Annotated in this window: 21 protein-coding genes; 10 read left to right on the top strand and 11 right to left on the bottom strand. The window is 73.1% G+C overall.

Features of this window, described 5'->3' with window-relative positions; translation table 11 throughout:
- The first annotated feature begins 9 nt into the window (after positions 1-9).
- On the top strand, positions 10-2619 hold the full coding sequence (locus O7613_RS05630) for a glycoside hydrolase family 9 protein (protein ID WP_282292573.1): 2610 nt from the start codon (positions 10-12) through the stop codon (positions 2617-2619).
- 149 nt (positions 2620-2768) lie between these two features.
- Positions 2769-3089 carry a multidrug efflux SMR transporter gene (locus O7613_RS05625; RefSeq protein ID WP_282292572.1) on the top strand — a complete coding sequence of 107 codons (321 nt, stop codon included), beginning with the start codon at positions 2769-2771 and terminating at the stop codon, positions 3087-3089.
- Here the strand turns inward: O7613_RS05625 and O7613_RS05620 are convergent.
- The gene (locus O7613_RS05620; protein WP_281583847.1) at positions 3067-3594 is read right to left on the bottom strand and encodes a DinB family protein; all 528 of its coding nucleotides are present in this window, start codon (positions 3592-3594) and stop codon (positions 3067-3069) included. The two genes, O7613_RS05625 and O7613_RS05620, sit on opposite strands and share 23 nt — an antisense overlap.
- 115 nt (positions 3595-3709) lie before the next feature.
- Between O7613_RS05620 and O7613_RS05615 the strand changes: the two genes are divergently transcribed.
- From O7613_RS05615 to O7613_RS05605, 3 genes are all read left to right on the top strand, one after another.
- Positions 3710-4372 carry an HAD family phosphatase gene (locus O7613_RS05615; RefSeq protein WP_281583848.1) on the top strand — a complete coding sequence of 221 codons (663 nt, stop codon included), beginning with the start codon at positions 3710-3712 and terminating at the stop codon, positions 4370-4372.
- A 425-nt stretch (positions 4373-4797) separates the two neighbouring features.
- Positions 4798-5157, top strand: coding sequence for a hypothetical protein (locus O7613_RS05610; RefSeq protein WP_282292571.1), 360 nt, complete (start codon positions 4798-4800; stop codon positions 5155-5157).
- Between the two features lie 52 nt (positions 5158-5209).
- The gene (locus O7613_RS05605) at positions 5210-5743 is read left to right on the top strand and encodes a GNAT family N-acetyltransferase (protein ID WP_282292570.1); all 534 of its coding nucleotides are present in this window, start codon (positions 5210-5212) and stop codon (positions 5741-5743) included.
- 12 nt (positions 5744-5755) lie between these two features.
- On the opposite strand, the gene O7613_RS05600 is transcribed toward O7613_RS05605, so the two are convergent.
- From O7613_RS05600 to O7613_RS05580, 5 genes are all read right to left on the bottom strand, one after another.
- The gene (locus O7613_RS05600) at positions 5756-6013 is read right to left on the bottom strand and encodes a UBP-type zinc finger domain-containing protein (protein WP_281583851.1); all 258 of its coding nucleotides are present in this window, start codon (positions 6011-6013) and stop codon (positions 5756-5758) included.
- Positions 6010-7590 (bottom strand): Na+/H+ antiporter, encoded by a 1581-nt coding sequence (locus O7613_RS05595; protein WP_281583852.1) that lies wholly within the window; start codon positions 7588-7590, stop codon positions 6010-6012. Before O7613_RS05595 ends, O7613_RS05600 begins: the two co-directional genes overlap by 4 nt.
- A 37-nt stretch (positions 7591-7627) precedes the next feature.
- The gene (locus O7613_RS05590) at positions 7628-8593 is read right to left on the bottom strand and encodes a TIGR03885 family FMN-dependent LLM class oxidoreductase (RefSeq protein WP_282292569.1); all 966 of its coding nucleotides are present in this window, start codon (positions 8591-8593) and stop codon (positions 7628-7630) included.
- Positions 8594-8691: 98 nt separating this feature from the next.
- Positions 8692-10104, bottom strand: coding sequence for an NADP-dependent succinic semialdehyde dehydrogenase (locus tag O7613_RS05585; protein WP_282292568.1), 1413 nt, complete (start codon positions 10102-10104; stop codon positions 8692-8694).
- 12 nt (positions 10105-10116) lie between these two features.
- Positions 10117-10380 carry a DUF6343 family protein gene (locus O7613_RS05580; RefSeq protein ID WP_282292567.1) on the bottom strand — a complete coding sequence of 88 codons (264 nt, stop codon included), beginning with the start codon at positions 10378-10380 and terminating at the stop codon, positions 10117-10119.
- Positions 10381-10564: 184 nt separating this feature from the next.
- On the opposite strand from O7613_RS05580, the gene O7613_RS05575 reads away from it, so the two are divergent.
- Positions 10565-11410: a GDSL-type esterase/lipase family protein gene (locus O7613_RS05575; protein WP_282292565.1), complete on the top strand. Its 846-nt coding sequence runs from the start codon at positions 10565-10567 to the stop codon at positions 11408-11410.
- A gap of 40 nt (positions 11411-11450) precedes the next feature.
- Here the strand turns inward: O7613_RS05575 and O7613_RS05570 are convergent, their stop codons facing one another.
- The 3 genes from O7613_RS05570 to O7613_RS05560 all read right to left on the bottom strand — a co-directional run bounded on the left by O7613_RS05570 (position 11451) and on the right by O7613_RS05560 (position 13350).
- On the bottom strand, positions 11451-12191 hold the full coding sequence (locus O7613_RS05570; protein WP_282292562.1) for an EcsC family protein: 741 nt from the start codon (positions 12189-12191) through the stop codon (positions 11451-11453).
- A 38-nt stretch (positions 12192-12229) separates the two neighbouring features.
- On the bottom strand, positions 12230-12379 hold the full coding sequence (locus tag O7613_RS05565) for a hypothetical protein (protein ID WP_281583858.1): 150 nt from the start codon (positions 12377-12379) through the stop codon (positions 12230-12232).
- Positions 12380-12471: 92 nt separating this feature from the next.
- Entirely contained in the window at positions 12472-13350 is an 879-nt protein-coding gene (locus tag O7613_RS05560; RefSeq protein ID WP_282292561.1) for a peptidase M23, read from the bottom strand.
- A gap of 391 nt (positions 13351-13741) precedes the next feature.
- Between O7613_RS05560 and O7613_RS05555 the strand changes: the two genes are divergently transcribed.
- The 3 genes from O7613_RS05555 (at position 13742) to O7613_RS05545 (ending at position 15910) form a co-directional block, all read left to right on the top strand.
- Positions 13742-14662, top strand: coding sequence for a PAC2 family protein (locus O7613_RS05555; RefSeq protein ID WP_281583860.1), 921 nt, complete (start codon positions 13742-13744; stop codon positions 14660-14662).
- Between the two features lie 118 nt (positions 14663-14780).
- A complete protein-coding gene (locus O7613_RS05550; protein WP_281583861.1) occupies positions 14781-15578 on the top strand; it encodes an exodeoxyribonuclease III in 798 nt (265 codons plus the stop codon).
- Between the two features lie 20 nt (positions 15579-15598).
- Positions 15599-15910 (top strand): antibiotic biosynthesis monooxygenase, encoded by a 312-nt coding sequence (locus tag O7613_RS05545; RefSeq protein ID WP_282292559.1) that lies wholly within the window; start codon positions 15599-15601, stop codon positions 15908-15910.
- 97 nt (positions 15911-16007) lie between these two features.
- Here O7613_RS05545 and O7613_RS05540 read toward each other — a convergent pair whose 3' ends face one another.
- Positions 16008-16601, bottom strand: coding sequence for a class F sortase (locus tag O7613_RS05540; RefSeq protein WP_282292557.1), 594 nt, complete (start codon positions 16599-16601; stop codon positions 16008-16010).
- Between the two features lie 425 nt (positions 16602-17026).
- Positions 17027-17614, bottom strand: coding sequence for a hypothetical protein (locus O7613_RS05535; protein ID WP_282292555.1), 588 nt, complete (start codon positions 17612-17614; stop codon positions 17027-17029).
- A gap of 149 nt (positions 17615-17763) precedes the next feature.
- Between O7613_RS05535 and trmB the strand changes: the two genes are divergently transcribed.
- Positions 17764-18390: a tRNA (guanosine(46)-N7)-methyltransferase TrmB gene (trmB, locus tag O7613_RS05530; protein ID WP_282294485.1), complete on the top strand. Its 627-nt coding sequence runs from the start codon at positions 17764-17766 to the stop codon at positions 18388-18390.
- Positions 18391-18429: the final 39 nt, after the last annotated feature.

Raw genomic sequence — 18429 nt, 5'->3', positions numbered from 1 at the left:
GGAACCTCCGTGACCCGATCCCGTCGTCGGTTGGTCGCGTTCGCCGCGACCACCACCTTGGCGCTCACCGGCCTCACCGCCGGCCCGGCCCTGGCCGAGGTGCCACCGGACGCCCCCGAGCAACTGCGAAACGGCGACTTCAGCGCCGGTGTCTCCCCCTGGTTCTCCTACAGCACCGGCGAGTTGGCGGTCACCGACGGCCAGCTCTGCACCACCGTCGCCGCCGGCACGGCGAACCCCTGGGACGCCGGCATCGGCCAGGACGCGGTGCCGCTGATCCAGGGCGCCGAATACGAACTGAACTTCGACGTGTCCGCCACCCCCGGCGCGGCCCTCAAGGCGGTGCTCCAGCTCGGCAGCGCCCCCTACACGTCGTACGCCAGCGTGGACGCCACCGCCACCACCACCGCCACGCACGTCACCACCACCTTCACCGCGCCGGCCGACGACGCCGGGGCCCAACTGATCTTCCAGATCGGTGGCAGCGCCCAGGCGCAGACGTTCTGCCTCGACAACGTGTCGCTGCGCGGCGGCGAGGCGGCCCCGCCGTACGAGCCGGACACCGGGCCCCGGGTCCGGGTCAACCAGGTGGGCTACCTGCCCGGCGGCCCGAAGCACGCCACCGTGGTCACCGACGCCACCGACCCGCTGCCGTGGCAGCTGACGTCGGCCGCCGGGACCGTGGTCGCCAGCGGCAAGACCAGCCCGCGCGGGGAGGACGAGGCGTCCGCGCAGAACGTGCAGACCGTCGACTTCTCCGCGTACCGCAAGCCGGGCACCGGCTACACGCTGACCGTGGACGGCGAGACCAGCCACCCGTTCGACATCTCCGGCACGCTCTACGACCGGCTGCGCGCCGACTCGATGCAGTTCTTCTACGCCCAGCGCAGCGGCATCGCGATCGACGGCGACCTGATCGGCGACGAGTACGCCCGCCCCGCCGGGCACCTCGACGTCGCCCCCAACAAGGGCGACACCGACGTGCCCTGCCAGCCCGGCGTCTGCGACTACAAGCTTGACGTGCGCGGCGGCTGGTACGACGCCGGCGACCACGGCAAGTACGTGGTCAACGGCGGCATCGCCACCTACCAGTTGCTGAACTCGTTCGAGCGGACCAAGACCGCGGAGACCGCCGACGGCGGCGCGGCGCTCGGCGACAGCACGCTGCGGGTGCCCGAGCGCGGCAACGACGTGCCGGACGTCCTCGACGAGGCCCGCTGGGAGCTGGACTTCCTGATGCGCATGCAGGTGCCGGCCGGCAAGCCGCTGGCCGGGATGGTCCACCACAAGATCCACGACAAGAACTGGACCGGCCTGCCGCTGGCCCCGCAGGACGACCCGGAGGTGCGCGAGCTGCACCCGCCGTCCACCGCCGCCACGCTCAACCTGGCCGCCGTCGCCGCCCAGTGCGCCCGGCTCTTCGCCCCGTACGACGCCGCCTTCGCGGCCCGCTGCGGCGAGGCCGCGAAGACCGCGTACGCGGCGGCGAAGGCGCACCCGGCGATCTACGCCTCGGCCACCGACGGCACCGGCGGCGGCGCGTACGAGGACAACAACGTCACCGACGAGTTCTACTGGGCCGCCGCCGAGCTGTGGCTGACCACCGGCGACAAGGCATACCTGGCCGACGTCACCGGCTCGCCGCTGCACACCGCCGACGTGTTCACGCCCAACGGCGCGTTCGGCTGGCAGAGCGTGGCCGCGCTGGGCCGGCTCGACCTGGCCACCGTGCCGAACACGCTGCCCGCCGCGGAGAAGACCCGGATCCGCGCCTCGATCACCGCCGCCGCGGACCACTACCTGGCCACGGTCCGCGACCAGGCGTACGGCCTGCCGCTGCCCGGCACCGCCGACGCGTACGTCTGGGGCAGCAACAGCAACATGGTGAACAACACGATCGTGCTGGCCACCGCGTTCGACCTGAGCCGGAACGCGAAGTACCGGGACGGGGCGTTGCAGGCCGCCGACTACCTGTTCGGCCGCAACGCCCTGAACATGTCCTACGTGACCGGTTGGGGCGAGCAGAACGCCCACAACCAGCACAGCCGCATCTTCGGCAACCAGTTGAACCCGGACCTGCCGAACCCGCCGGACGGCTCGCTCGCCGGTGGCCCGAACGCCGCCCTCCAGGACCCGTACGCGGCGAACCTGCTTGCCGGTTGCGCGCCGATGTTCTGCTACGTCGACAACATCAACTCGTACGCGACGAACGAGGTGGCGATCAACTGGAACTCGGCGCTGGCGTGGCTCGCCTCGTTCCTGGCCGACCAGGGTGACGCGGCGGCCGTGCCGGCGCCCACCTGCGCGGTCACCTACAGCACCCACGGGAGCTGGCCGGCCGGCTTCACCACCCAGGTGACGCTGCGCAACACCGGTAAGAAGGCGATCGACGGGTGGAGCCTGCGGTGGGCCTTCCTCGGTGACCAGAAGGTCAGCCACGCCTGGTCGGCGGAGGTCGACCAGGCCGGCGCCACGGTCACCGCGAAGAACCTGCCGTGGAACGCGAAACTGTCCCCCGGCACGTCCACCACGTTCGGCCTGAACGGCACCAGCGCCGGCGGCCCGAACCCCACCCCCAACCTGGTCACCCTGAACGGAAAGGCCTGCACCATCTCCTGACCGGGGCCCTGCCTCAATGCCGTGATCATGAAGTTGACGGCGGAGTTGATCTACATTGATGCCGCCAACTTCATGATCACGGCGATCTCCCGCTTCGGTGACCGGCGGAGGTCGCCCGGAGCTGACCGGGCCACGGGTACGGTCCCGGAGTGGCGTATCTGCTCCTGGCCCTCGCGATCACGGCCGAGGTGATCGGCACCAGCCTGCTCAAGGCGAGCGACGGCTTCACCCGGCTCTGGCCCACGATCGGCCTGGTGGCGTGTTACCTGTCCGCGTTCGGGCTGCTCGCCCTCGTGGTGCGGGACGTCCCGGTCGGCGTCGCGTACGCGATCTGGTCCGGGCTGGGCACCGCCGCCATCATGGCGGTCGGGGCGGCGTTCCTGGGCGAGCCGCTGAGCGTGGCGAAGGTGGTCGGTGCGGGCCTGGTCATCGCCGGCGTGGTGGTGCTCAACCTCGGCGGAGCGCACTGAGCAGCCGGAGCTGACCGATCTCGGCCGTGTTCTTCATCAGTTCGGCGTTGACCCAGCCGACCATGTGCGCGACCGTGAGCCCGGCGTCCGCCGACCACGGGAAGGCGGCGGGCCGCGCCAGGTCGTCGACGGTCAGGCGGTCGAGTTCGTCCGTCCATGCCATCCGCAGGCCACGCAGCCATGTGATGGTTTCCTCCCCCGGCCCCGGCCACACCACGTCCTCACGCCGTCGTGCGGGCCGCCCGACGAGGTGGTCGCCGGCGACCAACCACCACCACCCGAGATGCCAGGTGAGCCACGCGATCGTAGGTGCCGGGATCGGATCCGGCTCGGTGTCCGCCCAGTCGGGACGCCAGGCACCGTCCGCGTCGCGGCGCATCGTCCAGCAGAGCGCGGCCGGCTCCCCGAGGAAGTCGTCCGGTTCCAGCCGGTCGAGGTGATATGCGAACAACGACCAGGTCAGGTCGAACTGCCAGCGCAGCAGGGCGGGAGCGGTGATGGGCATCCGCAGAGAATGGCACGGCGGGCCCCACCGATCGACCGGTTAGCTGCGCTCCACAGCGCCGACCCTGGCAGAGCCGACGGGACGGGGCGAGCGGATTTCGGCGTACCCTGCACCGGTGACGCTTCCCCTGCCGGCCGGCGACTTCCGCGCGTACCTGTTCGACTGCGACGGCACGATCGTCGACTCGATGCCGGTGCACCACCGGGCGTGGAGCGCGGCGCTCGCCGAATGGGACTGCGAGCTGCCGGAGGACCTGTTCTACGCCTGGGGCGGCCGGCCGGTCGTCGACATCGTGGTCGACCTCAACGACCGGCACGGGCTGGCCATGCCGGTCGAGACGGTGGCCCGCCGCCGGGAGGAGCTGTTCCAGGGGCTGCTGCCCGGGGTGACCGCCGTGCCGGAGGTGCTGGCGCACATCGAGGACGCGCACGGGCGGGTGCCGTTCGCGGTCGTCTCCGGCAGCACCCGGGAGTCGGTGACCGCGTCGCTGACCGCGCTGGGCCTGCTGGACCGCTTCGAGACGCTTGTCTGCGCCGAGGACTGCGCCCGGCCCAAGCCCGACCCGGAGGGTTACCTGCTGGCCGCCCGTCGGCTGGGCGTCGACCCGGCCGGCTGCCTCGTGTTCGAGGACACCGACCTGGGCGTGGCGGCGGCGACGGCGGCGGGCATGGCGTCGGTCCGGGTGCCGCACCCCCGGGAGCGTGCGAGTTTCGCCGCGACGACCCGGAAGGCGGCGGGCGGCCCGGGACGGGACGACACCAATGTGGTCAATGAGTAAGGTGGACACCTACGCGCAGTGAAGGCGGGGGTCATCAGGTGGTCATGCCGGAGGGCGCGCCCAGCGACCAGGCAGGCGGCGGCGATCAGCGGCGGACGCTGTGGCGGCGGATGAGCCACCACTATCACCACCGGCTGGACGGGGGTGGCAGAGGTGCCGTGTTGGGGGCCGTCATCGGCTTGGTCGGTGTGCTTCTCACCATCGCGGTCACGACCGTCGTCACGCTGCGGGCCACGGACGGGAGCCGGAGTGGGACGCCACCCGCGGGGCCGGAGCCCCGCGCGAGCAACCCGGTCGACGCCGGGCCGGTGTCCCCGCCAGCGAGCCCGTCGGCCGCCCCGCAGGCGTCTCCGACGACCGGAGACCCGACGCCTTCGGCGACCGGGAACGCGACGCCGGGTGACAGCGTCCGGTGGAGCGGGCCGGTGCGGTTCGACGACGAGGGCATCGACCTCGACGCGAAACCACCGACGGTACGGATGGACTGGCCGGTCTTCGACTCCGACGTGCGGCGAATTTCCGCCGCCGAGGACGCTCCGCTGCACGCCGAGCAGGGATATCTCGCCCGCTGGCCGGGGCCGGGAACACCCACCCGGCAGCAGTGCGCCGACCTCGTCGCCACCCAGGGAAACGAACGCGTGCACATCCCGGTCGGCCGGATCGGCTGCCTGAGCACGAGCAAGGACCGCGTCGTCATGCTCACCGTGACCAGCTTCAAGGACGACACTTTCGCCGTCGCGGCGCGTGTCACGGTCTGGACCTCACCGGACGAGTCGGAGTCCTGACGACGGCACGGCCGGGGCGGACCGGTGGGCGTCGGTGTAGCAGCATGGCGGGATGACCGACGAGCGGAGGATCACCGTCCGGCCGGGCAGGCCGGGGGACGCGCCCGCCGTGCTGCGGCTGTTCGACAGCGCCATCGCATGGCTTGCCGAACGCGACCGGACCGGCCAGTGGGGCGTGAACCCGGCCTCGACCGACCCGCGGCGCATCGAGCAGGCCGACGCCTACGCCACCGGCGGCGGTCTGTGGTTCGCCGAGACCGACGGCACCGAGGTCGGCGCGCTCGCGGTCGGCGCGGCGACGGAGTACGTGCCGCCGGCCACCGAGCCGGAGTTGTACGTCAACCTGCTGGTCACGGACCGGGCGTACGCGGGCCTCGGGATCGGGGCGCGGCTGCTGGCACACGGGGCGGACCTGGCCCGCGAGCGTGGGCTGGGCCTGCTGCGGGTGGACTGCTACCGCAGCCCGGACCGGGCGTTGGTGCGCTTCTACGAGGGCTGCGGCTTCACCGCCACCGACCCGTTCACGGTCGAGCGGCCGGGCCGGACGCCGTGGCCGGGTCAGGTGCTGGCCCGCCGGCTCGACTGAGCGCGGCCGACGTCAGCCGATCTCCTCGTCCACGTAGCACCAGCGCCACGACTCGCCCGGCTCGATGGAGCGCATCACCGGATGACCGCTCGACTCGAAGTGCTTCGTGGCGTGCTGGTAGACCGACGAGTCGCAGCAGCCCACGTGCCCGCAGCTCAGGCAGGAACGCAGGTGCACCCAGTCCCGGTTGCCGACCGCCACGCAGTCGGGACACTCGGTGGTGGTGGCGGGCTCGGCGTCGCCCGCCTCGGCCAGGTGCTGGCAGCTCATTCGACAACCTCCTGTCGTAGCAGCGACTCCTCCAGGTCCAGATCACGATAGGCGCGGGTGAGCACCTCCTCCGGGATCTGGCCGGAGTCGCGGGCGGCCCGGAACACCTCCCGCTCGGTGTCGATCATCTCCTGCCGCAGTCGCGCGTACGCCTGGGAGGGGGTTTCCCGTGCGGTGCCGCCGAGACGTTCCCAGGCCAGGTTGGATCGGGACGTGGTCAGCCCGCGGAGGCGTTCCACCACCGCCGGCGGCGCGTCGTCGGCCATCGCGTCGAGCCGTTCCAGGGCGGCCCGGCTGGCCCGCTGCTGCACCCCGGCGGCGGAGAGCGCGTCCTGCACCGGGTCGTCCGGGGGCAGCCGCAGCTTCCGGGCCACCCAGGGCAGGGTGGCGCCCTGCCCGACCAGGGTGGCCACGATCACCGCGAAGGCCAGCCAGATCAGCAGCCCCCGGGGGTACGACCGGTCGTTGGCGAGGGTGAGCGGCAGGCCCAGCGCGGCGGCGAGCGTCACCACGCCGCGCATGCCGGCCCAGCCGATGACGATCGGGATCTGCACCGGCGGCGCGGCGTCGCGCTTTCGCACCCGGGGCACCAGCCGGGCCAGGTAGGTGGCCGGGAACAGCCAGACGAACCGGGCCAGGAAGACCGCGGCCAGCACCCCGACGGTGATCCCGGCGAGCGAGCCGAACGGCTCGTCGAGGTCGCGCAGCACCTCGGGCAGTTGCAGGCCGACAAGCAGGAACACCAACCCTTCCAGCAGGAACTGGATCAGCCGCCAGAACGCGGTCACCTGGAGGCGGGACGCGGCGGACATGAGCATCGGCAGCTTGTGCCCGATGCCGAGCCCGGTCACCACCACCGCGACCACCCCGGAGGCATGGATCTCCTCGGCGGCGAACACCACCGCGAACGGCACGATCAACGACAGCGCGTTGTCCAGCACCGGGTCGGTGACGAGCTTGTGCAGGTAGCCGAAGACCACCACGCCGAGCAGCCCGACGATGATGCCGCCGCCGGTGGCGACGAGCACCTCCCGGGCCACGTAGCCGAAGCTGACCCCGCCCGCGCTGGCGGTGGCGGCGACGATCGCCACCCGCAGCAGCACCAGCGCGGTGGCGTCGTTGACCAGGCTCTCGCCCTCCAGGATGGTGACGATCCGCCGGGGCAGGCCGACCCGACGGGCCACCGCGGTGGCGGCGACCGCGTCCGGCGGCGCCACCACCGCGCCGAGCGCCAGGCAGATCGCGTACGGCAGGTCGGGCAGGAACAGGTGCACGACGGTGCCCACCACGAACGCGGTGAAGATCACCAACCCGACGGCGAGCAGCAGGATCGGCCGCAGGTTGAGCCGGAACGCCGGCACCGAGGTGTTCACCGCCGCCACGTAGAGCAGCGGCGGCAGGATGCCGACGAGCACCAGGTCCGGTTCCAGCCGCACGTGCGGGAAGAACGGCAGGTAGGACAGCGCGAGGCCGAGCACCACGAGCAGGATCGGCGCGAGCAGGCCGAGCCGGCGGGCCAGGGCCGCGCCGAACGTGGCGATCGCCAGGAACACCACGACCTCGAACAGAGCGTCCATGGGGTACGAGCCTAGGCGTCGCCACCGTGGCGTGCGTTCACGCGGTCGGCCGCACCTTCGGCAGCACCTCGGCGCCGAACGCGTCCAGGAACGCCCCCTGCTCCTGCCCGACGTGGTGCAGGGCGATCTGGTCGAAGCCCAGCTCGACGTACTCCTCCAGCCAGCCGACGTGCCGGCCCAGGTCGGCGGAGACGTTGACGGTGTCGGTGACCCTCGCCAACGGCAGGTCCCTGCTGGCCTCGTCGAAGTGGGCGACGGTCTCCAGGTCCCAGCAGACCGGCGGGGCGAACACGTTGCTGCGCCACTGCTCGTACGCGATCGCCTCGGCCTCGGCCTGCTCGGGCGCCCAGCTCACGTGCACCTGGAGGTGCAGCGGCCCGCGCCCGCCGGCGTCCCGGTAGGCGTCGATCATCTGCCGGAGGTGGTCGACCGGCGCGTTGACCGTGATCAGCCCGTCGGCCCACTCGGCGCACCAGCGGGCGGTGGCGACGCTGACCGCGGCGCCGACGAGCGCGGGCGGCTCCTCGGGGCGGGTCCACAGCTTCGCCCGGTCCACGGTGACCAGACCGTCGTGGCTGACCTCCTCGCCGGCCAGCAGCGCCCGGATCACGTCGACGCACTCGCGCAGCCGGGCGCTGCGGACGTCCTTGCCGGGCCAGCGGTCGCCGGTGATGTGCTCGTTGCTCGCCTCGCCGGTGCCCAGCGCCGCCCAGAACCGTCCCGGGTACATGGCGCCGAGCGTGCCGACGGCCTGCGCGATGATCGCCGGGTGGTACCGCTGGCCGGGCGCGTTGACCACGCCGAACGACAGGTTGGTGGCCTGGAGGGCGGCGCCGAGCCAGGACCAGGCGAAACCGGACTGGCCCTGCCGCTCGCTCCACGGGGAGAAGTGGTCGGAGCACATGGCGGCGTCGAAGCCGGCGGTTTCGGCGTGGATCACCGCCTCCAGCAGCTTCGCCGGGTGGATCTGCTCATGGGATGCGTGGAAGCCGAACGCCGTCATGCCCGGCACTCCTACCCACCCCGCCCGGGATGTAAGCAGGGGCCCCCGCTTAACGCCTCAGGTATAGGCGGGGCCCCCGCTTAACACCTCACCTCACCTCACTCGGCGTGCGCGCCGGCGCCCGCCCCGGCCTCCCCCGCGCCGATCCACACCGTCTTGGTGTTGCAGAACTCGCGCATGCCGGCGGCGGACAGCTCGCGGCCGTACCCGGAGTTCTTCACGCCGCCGAACGGCAGCTCCGGATAGGACGTGGTCATGCCGTTGATGAACACGTTGCCGGCGTCCAGGTCGGTGGCGAAGCGCTCCTGCTCGGCCGGGTCGGTGGTCCAGGCGTTCGAGCCGAGACCGAAGGCGGTGCCGTTGGCCACCTCGATCGCCTCGTCGTACGAGCCGACCCGGTAGAGCCCGGCGACCGGCCCGAACACCTCCTCGCCCCACATCCGCATCTCCGGCCGCAGGTCGGTGACCACGGTCGGCGGGTAGTACCAGCCGTCCCCGGCCGGCTTCTCGCCGCCGCAGAGCACGGTGGCGCCCTTGTCGACGGCGTCGGTCACCTGGTCGTGCACCTCGTCCCGGCCGCGCTCACTCGCCAGCGGACCGACGTCGGTGGCATCGTCCATCGGGTCGCCGACGGTCAACGCCGACATCCGGGCGGCGAACTTCTCGGCGAACGCGTCGAAGACGTCGGTGTGCACGATGAACCGCTTGGCCGCGATGCAGGACTGGCCGTTGTTCTGGCAGCGGGCGGTGGTGGCGACCTCGGCGGCCCGGTCCAGGTCGGCCGAGGGCATCACCACGAACGGGTCGCTGCCGCCCAGCTCCAGCACGGTCTTCTTGATCTCCCGGCCGGCGATCTGGGCGATGGAGCGGCCCGCCGGTTCGCTGCCGGTGAGGGTGGCGGCCCGCACCCGCGGGTCGCTGAGGATCCGGTCGACCGCGTCGGAGCCGACGAGCAGCGTGGTGAACGCGCCCTCCGGGAAGCCGGCGCGGCGGAACACGTCCTCCAGGTAGAGCGCGGTCTGCGGGACGTTCGAGGCGTGCTTGAGCAGGCCGGTGTTGCCGGCCATCAGGGCCGGCGCGGCGAAGCGCATCACCTGCCAGAGCGGGAAGTTCCACGGCATCACCGCGAGCACCGGGCCGATCGGCTGGTAGCGGACGTACGCCCGCTTCGCCTTGACCGCGGTGGCGTCGGCGGGCTCGTCGGCGAGCATCCGCGGCGCGTTTCCGGCGTAGAAGCGGCAGGCGGTGGCGCACTTGGTGACCTCCGCCTTCGCGGCGGCGTACGTCTTGCCCATCTCGGTGGTCATCAGCCGGGCGGTCTCGTCCCGCTCGGCGTCGAGCAGGTCGGCGGCGGCGGTGAGCCACCGCGCCCGCTGGGCGACGTCGGTGTCCCGCAACTGCCGGAACGCGAGGTCGGCCCGTTCGATCGCGGCGTCGATCTGCTCCTCCGACATCGCGTCGTACGTCTTGAGCACCTGTCCGGTGGCGGGATTGGTGGTGGCGATGGGCATCTCGTACTCCTGTCACTCGAACAGCGAGTGCCGCACGCCCGGCTCCTCCCGGCGGCGTGCGGCGCGGCGGCGCTGGATGACGACCATATCGACCACCGCCACCACGGCGAGGATCGCGCAGACGACGCCCAGCCAGGCCAGGCCGACGACGAACGCGACCACCGCGAGGACGGTCATCACCACCAGACCGAACAGCGCCAGTACGAGGCGCAGGTTCAGCGCGCTGTTCGCGTGGCCGACCGTGCCTCGGGCGCGGCGGGGCTGTGATCGGGTCATTCCTCCCGGCTACCCGGGCACGGCCGCGGCTAACCGGCGGACCGTGACCGGCGCCCGACACCTGCCGCAGCATGCTCATGTGAACGACGGGGGTCGATGCAAGAAAGGCGACAGAACGCCCGTACGGACGGTCCCGGGCCATAGGGTCGACACGCCGCTGGCGTGCCGCCGGACGGAGGACCGGATGCCTCGACGTTGGATCGCCGCGCTCGCCTGCCTCGCGGCGCTCGTCGCGCTTGCCTGCGACGGCTCGGGCGAGGCGTCGCCCCGCCCGTCCGGATCGACCCGCCCCGGCGACCCCCGGGTGCTGACCGCGCTCGGCGACTCGGTCACCACCGGCTTCGGCTCCTGCCTGGTGCTGGTGAGCTGCGAACGCAACTCCTGGTCGACCGGGGACAGCCTGCGGGTGGAGAGCCTGTTCCGGCGGTTGCGCGCGGACGTGCCGACGCTGCGCGCGCACAACCGGGCGGTGCCCGGCGCCCGCGCGGCCGGGCTCGCCGATCAGGCCCGATCCGCCGTACGCGACAAGGCCGACCTGGTCACCGTGCTGATCGGGGCGAACGACGTCTGCCGCGGCGACGTCGACGCGATGACGCCGACCGCCACGTTCCGGGAGCAGGTCGACACGGCGCTGGCCGTGCTGCGCAAGGGCCGGCCGAAGGCCCGGGTGCTTGTGGTGAGCATCCCCGACCTGTACCGCCTCTGGGCGATCGGGCACACCGAGAAGCGGGCCGTCCGGGCCTGGTCGCACGGCGTCTGCCCGGCGCTGCTGGCCGACGCCACGTCCACCGCGCCCGCCGCGACGGCCCGCCGGGCGCGGGTCCGGGACCGGATCGAGGCGTACGACGAGCAGCTCCGCGCCGCCTGCCGGGCGTACGGGTCGCGCTGCCGGTGGGACGGCGGCGCGGTGCACCGCCTCCGGTTCAGCCTGGATCAGGTGAACTCGCTCGACTGGTTCCACCCGAACGCGGCCGGTCAGGGCCGGCTGGCCGAGGTGGCCTGGACCGCCTCCGGCTGGGCCCGCGACTGAGCCCGGCCCGGCCGAACGCAGCGGGGCACGGCCCCACCGGTCAGGGCTGGCGCGGGCCGGGGAGCTGCCGGCCGGTGGCGCGGTAGAGCGCGCGGGCCCGGTCCGCGAGTTCCTTGGTGGCCGAGGAGTTGGCCCAGGTGCCGAGGATGATCGCGGCGCCGGGGATCACCTTGGCGAACATCCGCTTGGCGGCGCGTACCCCGGCCATCCGGGCCAGCCGGACACCGAGTTGCAGCATCACCCGGCCCAGCGCCCGGTCGCCGGCCGAGCCGAACAGCGCGCCGGCCCGTTCCCGGCCGGCGGCCACGCCGAGCGCCAACCGGGCGGCCTCGGCGGCCTTGTGCACCCGCTGGAGCACCAGCAGGTCGGTGGCCCGATCGGGGTTCGTCGGGTCGGCGCCGTAGGCGGCGGCCACGTGCAGCACCAGCCGGGCCTGGGTCCAGGCGAGCACACCGACGTCGATCACCGCGCCGGGCAGCCCGGCGGCACCGGAGACCGCGCCGGAGAGCCGGGCGTGGTTGACGAACTTGCGGACCGCCAGGTCGGCCAACTGCTCGGGGGGCGCGTCCGGCCGCTGCGCCCGTTCCCGGGCGGCCCACTGCGCCGCCTCCGGCCCCAACCGGCGCACCGCTTCCAGGGCCAGGTGCTCCGGCGCGTACTGCGGGTCCTCGCGCATCCGGTCCCAGAGGGTGGCCGGGGGCCCTTCGGGCGCCTCCACCGGCGGGACCGGGACGGCGGGGACGGCGGTGGGCTCCCCGTCGACGGGGGCGGGGTCGGTCACGGGACGCTCCGGGGCTCGTCGTGCGGGGGTGGGGCCGGTCAGCGGCGGCGCGCCGAGGAGAGGCGGGTGGCGATCTGCCGCAGCCGCTCCTGGTTCTGCGGCTTGGCCATCTCGCGCCGCCCCCGGTCGACCAGTTGCTGGCCGCGCGGGGACCGCAGGAAGGTGGTGATCCGTTGCATCAGCGACATGGCGTCCTCCAGTCCGCGGTCCCCTTCATGTGTACCGGGAACCGGCAAGCCTCTGGTACCCGCACCTGCGCGCCGGCAACCGTCCACTCCGGTCAGCCGAGGATTTCGGCCACCACCGTGCTCGCGTTCCACTCGTGCTGCGCGTACGCGTCGGGGAACGCCGAGATCTGCACCGCCTGCGCGGCGATCGACAGCGGCAGGTCCTGCCAGCCGGGGATCTCCTGCAGCGCGGACAGGAACGCCCTGGTCGCGTACTCGGGATCCATCAGCTCGGCGACGGTGCCCCAGCCGCTGCTGGGCCGCTGCTGGAACAGGCCGACCGAGTCGTGGTCCCAGCCGATGGCCTGGTGCGGGTAGTTCTGGGACTCGGGCAGCACGCCGCTGGCGTAGTTGAGCAGGGTGCTCTCCTGCATCGCGGTGGCCACCGCGATGACCAGACCGCGGCGCGGCACGCCCATCTCCCGGCCGGCCCGGACGATCTTCGTGGCGTTGTCCATCTGGGTGCGGTTGAGCCCGGCGACCGGGACGATCCGGCGGGGCTTCGGCTTGCGCTTGACCGTGACCTTCGGCTTCGGCTTGGCGGTCGCCGAGGGACTGGCGCCGGGGGTGGCCGGGGCGGTGCTCGGGGCGGTGGTGCTCGGGGCGGCGGTGCTCGGGCGGGCCAGGCCACGCGAGGCGGCGCCGAGCGCGGCCCGCTCGGCGATCTCCGCCGTGGGGGCCGGCTTCGTCGTCCGGTCGGCCGCGCCGACATCGATCTGGCTGACGCCGACCAGGCCGAGGCAGCAGGCGGCGCCGGTGGCGACCACCAGCCGGGCGCGGTGGTTCATCACCCCCCGCAGGCGGCGGGTACGCCGACTTCCGCCGTCCGGCGGCGAGGAAGCGGTTGTACGGTCGGTCGAGGGGGTATCGTCCGAACGGTCAGCCGGGCAGCCGGGGCCGTTCGGGTGTTCGGGGGTGCCGTCGTCACGCATCCGACGAGGCTAGACAGGGCAAACCGGGATCACCCAGACCCAAAAGGTGACCCCCGCCACACTATTTCCAAGATCATTCGGACATCGATGAAAGACCGCGCCCAGTGTGGCGTCAACGTCGCCGAACGGACGAACCTCCGGTCCGCCGCGAAGCCGACCCGGCGGGGCAGGAACGCCGCAGCCGCTCCCCGCCCCACCGATGATCGACAAACTCGCCCTTTCGGCCGATCCGGGATGGGCCGCCGGACCGGGGCGTAGCCGAATTGTGATCACCATCCGGGCTCCGGACGGGTCCGTAACGGAATGGACCACGTCCCCCGGTACGTTTGCCGAATCGGGGATGCCTCGCGCGCGCGGCGCTCCCGTACGCGTCGACAGGGAGGACCCACCGGTGCTCGACCCACACGAGCTCTACGAACTCACCGACGAGCTGCCCGACCTCGGCCAGCCGGTGCTGATCCAGGCGCTCACCGGCTTCGTCGACGCCGGCAGCGCCACCCGACTGGCCCGGGAGCAGCTCCTCACCGCGCTGGACGCCCGGACCATCGCCCGCTTCGACATCGACCAGATCTTCGACTACCGCTCCCGCCGGCCGGTGATGACCTTCGTCGAGGACCACTGGGCCGACTACGACGCCCCGACCCTCGAACTGCACCTGCTGAACGACGACGACGAGACCCCGTTCCTCCTGCTCACCGGCCCCGAGCCGGACGTGCAGTGGGAGCGGTTCGTGGCCGCCGTCGCCGGGCTGTCGGCCCGTCTCGACGTCCGGCTCACCGTCGGGCTCAACTCGATCCCGATGGCGGTGCCGCACACCCGACCCAGCGGCGTCACCGCGCACGCCACCCGGCCGGAGCTGATCGCCGGCCACGAGCCGTGGCTCCAGAAGGTGCAGGTGCCGGCAAGCGTCGGGCACCTGCTCGAATACCGCCTCGGCGAGCAGGGGCGCGACGCGCTCGGCTTCGCCGCCCACGTGCCGCACTACGTCGCGCAGACCGAATACCCGGCCGCCGCGGAGGCGCTGCTCGCTGCCGTGTCCCGGAGCACCGGACTGCTGCTGCCGAGCGACGGCCTGCGCACCGCGGCCGAGGCGATCCGGGTGGAGATCGACCGTCAGGTGGCCCAGACCGAGGAGGCGGCCACGCTGGTCGCGGCGCTCGAGGAGCAGTACGACACGTTCGCCCGTGGTCGCGGTGAGAAGAGCCTGCTCGCCGCCGAGACCGGCCCGCTGCCCACCGCCGACGAACTCGGCGCCGAGCTGGAACGCTTCCTCGCCGAGCAGACCCGCCCGGGCGACACCCCGGAACGCTGACGCGGGACGGGCCGGGCGACACCCCGGAACGCTGACGCCGGACGGGCCGGGCGACACCCCGGAACGCTGACGCCGGACGGGCCGGGCGAGCCGGGCCGGGATGCGGCAGGCTGGGGGCATGCGCCTGGCGACCTGGAACGTCAACTCGGTGAAGGCCCGTCTCCCCCGGCTGCTCGACTGGCTGGGCACCACGAAACCCGACGTCCTCTGTCTCCAGGAGACGAAGTGCCCGGACGGGGCGTTCCCCGTCGCCGAGGTGGGCGAGCTGGGATACGAGGTGGCCAGCCACAGCGACGGACGGTGGAACGGCGTGGCCGTGCTGTCCCGGGTCGGGCTGGCCGACGTCACGGTCGGGTTCCCCGGCGAGCCCGGGTTCCCCGAGCCCGAGGCCCGCGCCATCGCGGCCACCTGCGCCGGCCTGCGGGTCTGGTCGGTGTACGTGCCGAACGGCCGCGCCCCCGACGACCCGCACTACGCGTACAAGCTGGCCTGGTTCGCGGCGCTGCGCGACGCCCTGGATCCGGAGGTCGCCGCCGCCCTCCCGCTCGCCGTCTGCGGCGACTTCAATGTCGCGCCCACCGACGCCGACGTCTGGGACCCGGCGCTGTTCGCCACCTCCACCCACGTCACACCGGCCGAGCGGGCCGCCCTGGCCGCGCTGCGCGACCTGGGCCTCACCGACGTGGTGCCCACCCCGATGAAGGGACCGCACCCCTACACCTACTGGGACTACCGCGCCGGCATGTTCCACCAGAACAAGGGCATGCGGATCGACCTGGTGTACGCCACCGCGCCGTTCGCGGACGCGGTCCGCTCCGCGTACGTGGATCGGGAGGCCCGCAAGGGCAAGGGCCCCTCCGACCACGCCCCGATCGTGGTCGACGCCGACCTGGTGCCCGCCGTCGAGGCGCTCTGAGTCGCCGTAGGGTGGACAGCATGGCAGTCGTGAAGATCAACGCGATCGACGTCCCGCCCGGCGCCGGCGAGGAGTTGGAGAAGCGGTTCGCGGCCCGGGCCGGCGCGGTGGAGAACTCCCCCGGCTTCCTCGGCTTCGAGCTGCTCCGCCCGGTCGCCGGCGAGACCCGTTACTTCGTCTACACGAGATGGGAGACGGAGGAGGCGTACCAGGCCTGGGCGCAGGGCCCGTCACGGGAGGCCCACGCCGGCAACGGCGAGCCCCGCAAGCCGGTCTCCACCGGCGCCACCCTCCTGGAGTTCGAGGTGGCCCTCCAGGTCCCCACCCCCTGAGCACCCGGCCACGGCTCCGGTGATCATGAAGTTGGCGGCGCTCATTGTCCGTCTCGCCGCTGCCAACTTCATGATCACCGAAGCCCGAGGGCACTGGTCAGCGCGGACGTGTGGTGAGCAGAGAGGCGAAGACGATCACGTTGTCCTCGTAGCCGGTGCGTCCACCGAGCCACGTGCCGCCGCAGGTGATCAAACGCAGCTCCGCCGGGCCGGAGTCGCCGTAGACCCGGGAGGCGGGCAGTTTCGCCTTGTCGAAATACTCCACGCTGTCGACCGCGAACGTCACCACGCTGCGGTCGGCACGGGTCACCTGGATCCGGGCACCCGGCTTGAGCTGGCGCAGCCGGTAGAACACGGCCGGCCCGCTCTTGGTGTCGACGTGACCGACGATGATCGCCCGACCCGGTTCGCCCGGCACCGCGCCCCGGTCGTACCAGCCGGTCTGGTCGGTCTCGGTAAGCGGCGGCACATCCACCGACCCGTCCCGCGCCTGACCGACCGGGGTGACCGGCGCGGCGACCTTGATGGCCGGCACGGAGAGACGAACGGGCAAGCTGGCCGGTTTCCGGGCCGGGGCCGGCTGGGACTCCGTCGCCGCAGTTGATCCGGCCGACGCCTCGGCCCAGTCGAACGGCCCGGCGGTACGGCCGAGCCCCGCCCCGACGGCGAACACGCCGACCAGCACCAGCACGACGGCAAGCGGTTTCGACCAAGGGCTCCGCCTCCGATCCCGCTCCGTCGGCGACCCGGCGGGCGACGACCCAGCGCGCGACGGACCGGCGGGCGGCGGACCGGCGCGCGATGGATCGGCGGGGGGCGGACCGGCGGACCGGGATCGCCCGGACAGCGGACCGGCCGAGGGCGGACTCCATGGACGGGGTGCGGCAGGCGGTGGCATCCAGGGCCGCGATGCGGACGGCGGGACGTACGCCGGACGGGACCGGGTGTCCGCGTCAACAGGTGGTGGATCGGCAGGCGGCGGACTCCACGGCCGTGGACCGGAGAGTGGCCCGGATCCCGCAGGCGGGGCGGCTGGCGGAGGCAGGGCGGCGAACGGCCAGCCGGAGCGCCGGGAACCGGCGGGCGGCGGAGCGTAGTGGTCGGCCATGGCGGGACTCAGCGCCGCGCGGCGTGCCGGCGGGAGGCGGCCACCCCGAGCCCGGCGCCGACCATGGTCAGCGCCAACCCGAGCGGCACCAGCAGGCCGCCGAGACCGGGGCCGGCGGTGCCGCCGAAGCCGGTCGCCGGGCCGCGGCTCGGGAAGTGGCTGGGCGGGTGGGTCGGCGGACGGGTGGGCTGCGCCTGTTTGACCACCTGGAGCATGGTGGACGCGGTCTCGCCGCCCGGGCACTCCAGCTTGACCCGGTAGTTACCGGGCCGGGTGCGCTCGTTGACCATCGGCGATGCGGTGAGCAGTCCGCGCTGCGGCTGCACCTGGATCCGGCCGAAGGCGTCGGAGACGACGATCGCCGGCACGGAGTTGTCCCGGCAACTGGCCCGGATGCCGACCAGGTAGCCCGGCTGCACCGTGCCCGGGGTGACCTCCACGAAGATCACGTCGCCGCCGGCCGGCTGCTCCGGCCCCGGTATCGACACCGGCTCGGCGGCGCGCGGCGACGCCCGGCCGGGCGTCGCGCCGAGCAGCGGGAAGGCGCACGCGACGGCCGCGACCAGCAGCGCCACCCGTCCCCTGACCGACCCCATGATCCCTCCCGGCGTACGGGATGAATCCTCTCACCCCTGGCCGCACCGCACATCCGATCAGCGCCACGGTCGCGTAGGCTCGGGTCGCTGTGACCACCACCGACGCCCCCGCCGCCCGCATCCGCACCTTCCATCCGCGTCGCGGGCGGATGAGCGACCGGCAGCGCGACGCGCTGGCGCGGCTCTGGCCCGCGTACGGCCTGGAGATCGCCGCCCTCGACGGGCCGTGCGATCCGACGGCGCTGTTCGGCCGGCGGGCGCCGCTGGTGCTGGAGATCGGCTCCGGCATGGGCGACGCCACCGCCGCGATGGCGGCGGCCGACCCGAGCCGACACTATCTGGCGGTCGAGGTGCACACGCCGGGAATCGCCAACCTGCTGGAGCTGGTGGAGCGGCATCGGCTGGGCAACGTCCGGGTGGCCGAGGGGGACGCGCTGGACCTGGTCCGGGCCATGCCGGAGGGGTGCCTGGACGCGGTGCACGTCTACTTCCCCGACCCGTGGCCGAAGACCCGCCACCACAAGCGGCGGATCATCGCGCCGGCACACGTGGCGCTGCTGCGGTCCCGGCTGGCGTCCGGCGGCACGCTGCACTGCGCGACCGACTGGGCGGAGTACGCGGAGTCGATGCGGGCGACGCTGACCGCCGACCCGGAGCTGGTCGACGTGCACGGCGGGTACGCGCCCCGCCCGGCGCACCGGCCGGTGACGAAGTTCGAGCGTCGCGCGCTGACCGCCGGCCGGGAGATCTTCGACCTGATCCACCGGCGGCGCTGAGGCCGGAGCCCGGAAGCCGGAGCCCGGGGCGCGGAACCC

This window comes from Micromonospora sp. WMMD975 (assembly GCF_029581215.1).
In the GTDB taxonomy this organism is placed as follows: Bacteria; Actinomycetota; Actinomycetes; order Mycobacteriales; family Micromonosporaceae; genus Micromonospora.
This window is presented reverse-complemented; position numbering and strand designations above follow the sequence as displayed.

What these genes read in the sequence shown, in the direction of transcription:
- O7613_RS05605 (WP_282292570.1), top strand. Translation starts at nt 5,210, where the DNA reads ATGACCGACGAGCGGAGGATCACCGTCCGGCCGGGCAGGCCGGGGGAC.
- O7613_RS05575 (WP_282292565.1), top strand. Translation starts at nt 10,565, where the DNA reads ATGCCTCGACGTTGGATCGCCGCGCTCGCCTGCCTCGCGGCGCTCGTC.
- O7613_RS05595 (WP_281583852.1), bottom strand. Translation starts at nt 7,590, where the DNA reads ATGGACGCTCTGTTCGAGGTCGTGGTGTTCCTGGCGATCGCCACGTTC.
- O7613_RS05545 (WP_282292559.1), top strand. Translation starts at nt 15,599, where the DNA reads ATGGCAGTCGTGAAGATCAACGCGATCGACGTCCCGCCCGGCGCCGGC.
- O7613_RS05620 (WP_281583847.1), bottom strand. Translation starts at nt 3,594, where the DNA reads ATGCCCATCACCGCTCCCGCCCTGCTGCGCTGGCAGTTCGACCTGACC.
- O7613_RS05600 (WP_281583851.1), bottom strand. Translation starts at nt 6,013, where the DNA reads ATGAGCTGCCAGCACCTGGCCGAGGCGGGCGACGCCGAGCCCGCCACC.
- O7613_RS05560 (WP_282292561.1), bottom strand. Translation starts at nt 13,350, where the DNA reads ATGCGTGACGACGGCACCCCCGAACACCCGAACGGCCCCGGCTGCCCG.
- O7613_RS05565 (WP_281583858.1), bottom strand. Translation starts at nt 12,379, where the DNA reads ATGTCGCTGATGCAACGGATCACCACCTTCCTGCGGTCCCCGCGCGGC.
- O7613_RS05535 (WP_282292555.1), bottom strand. Translation starts at nt 17,614, where the DNA reads ATGGGGTCGGTCAGGGGACGGGTGGCGCTGCTGGTCGCGGCCGTCGCG.
- O7613_RS05585 (WP_282292568.1), bottom strand. Translation starts at nt 10,104, where the DNA reads ATGCCCATCGCCACCACCAATCCCGCCACCGGACAGGTGCTCAAGACG.
- trmB (WP_282294485.1), top strand. Translation starts at nt 17,764, where the DNA reads ATGAGCGACCGGCAGCGCGACGCGCTGGCGCGGCTCTGGCCCGCGTAC.
- O7613_RS05550 (WP_281583861.1), top strand. Translation starts at nt 14,781, where the DNA reads ATGCGCCTGGCGACCTGGAACGTCAACTCGGTGAAGGCCCGTCTCCCC.
- O7613_RS05590 (WP_282292569.1), bottom strand. Translation starts at nt 8,593, where the DNA reads ATGACGGCGTTCGGCTTCCACGCATCCCATGAGCAGATCCACCCGGCG.
- O7613_RS05580 (WP_282292567.1), bottom strand. Translation starts at nt 10,380, where the DNA reads ATGACCCGATCACAGCCCCGCCGCGCCCGAGGCACGGTCGGCCACGCG.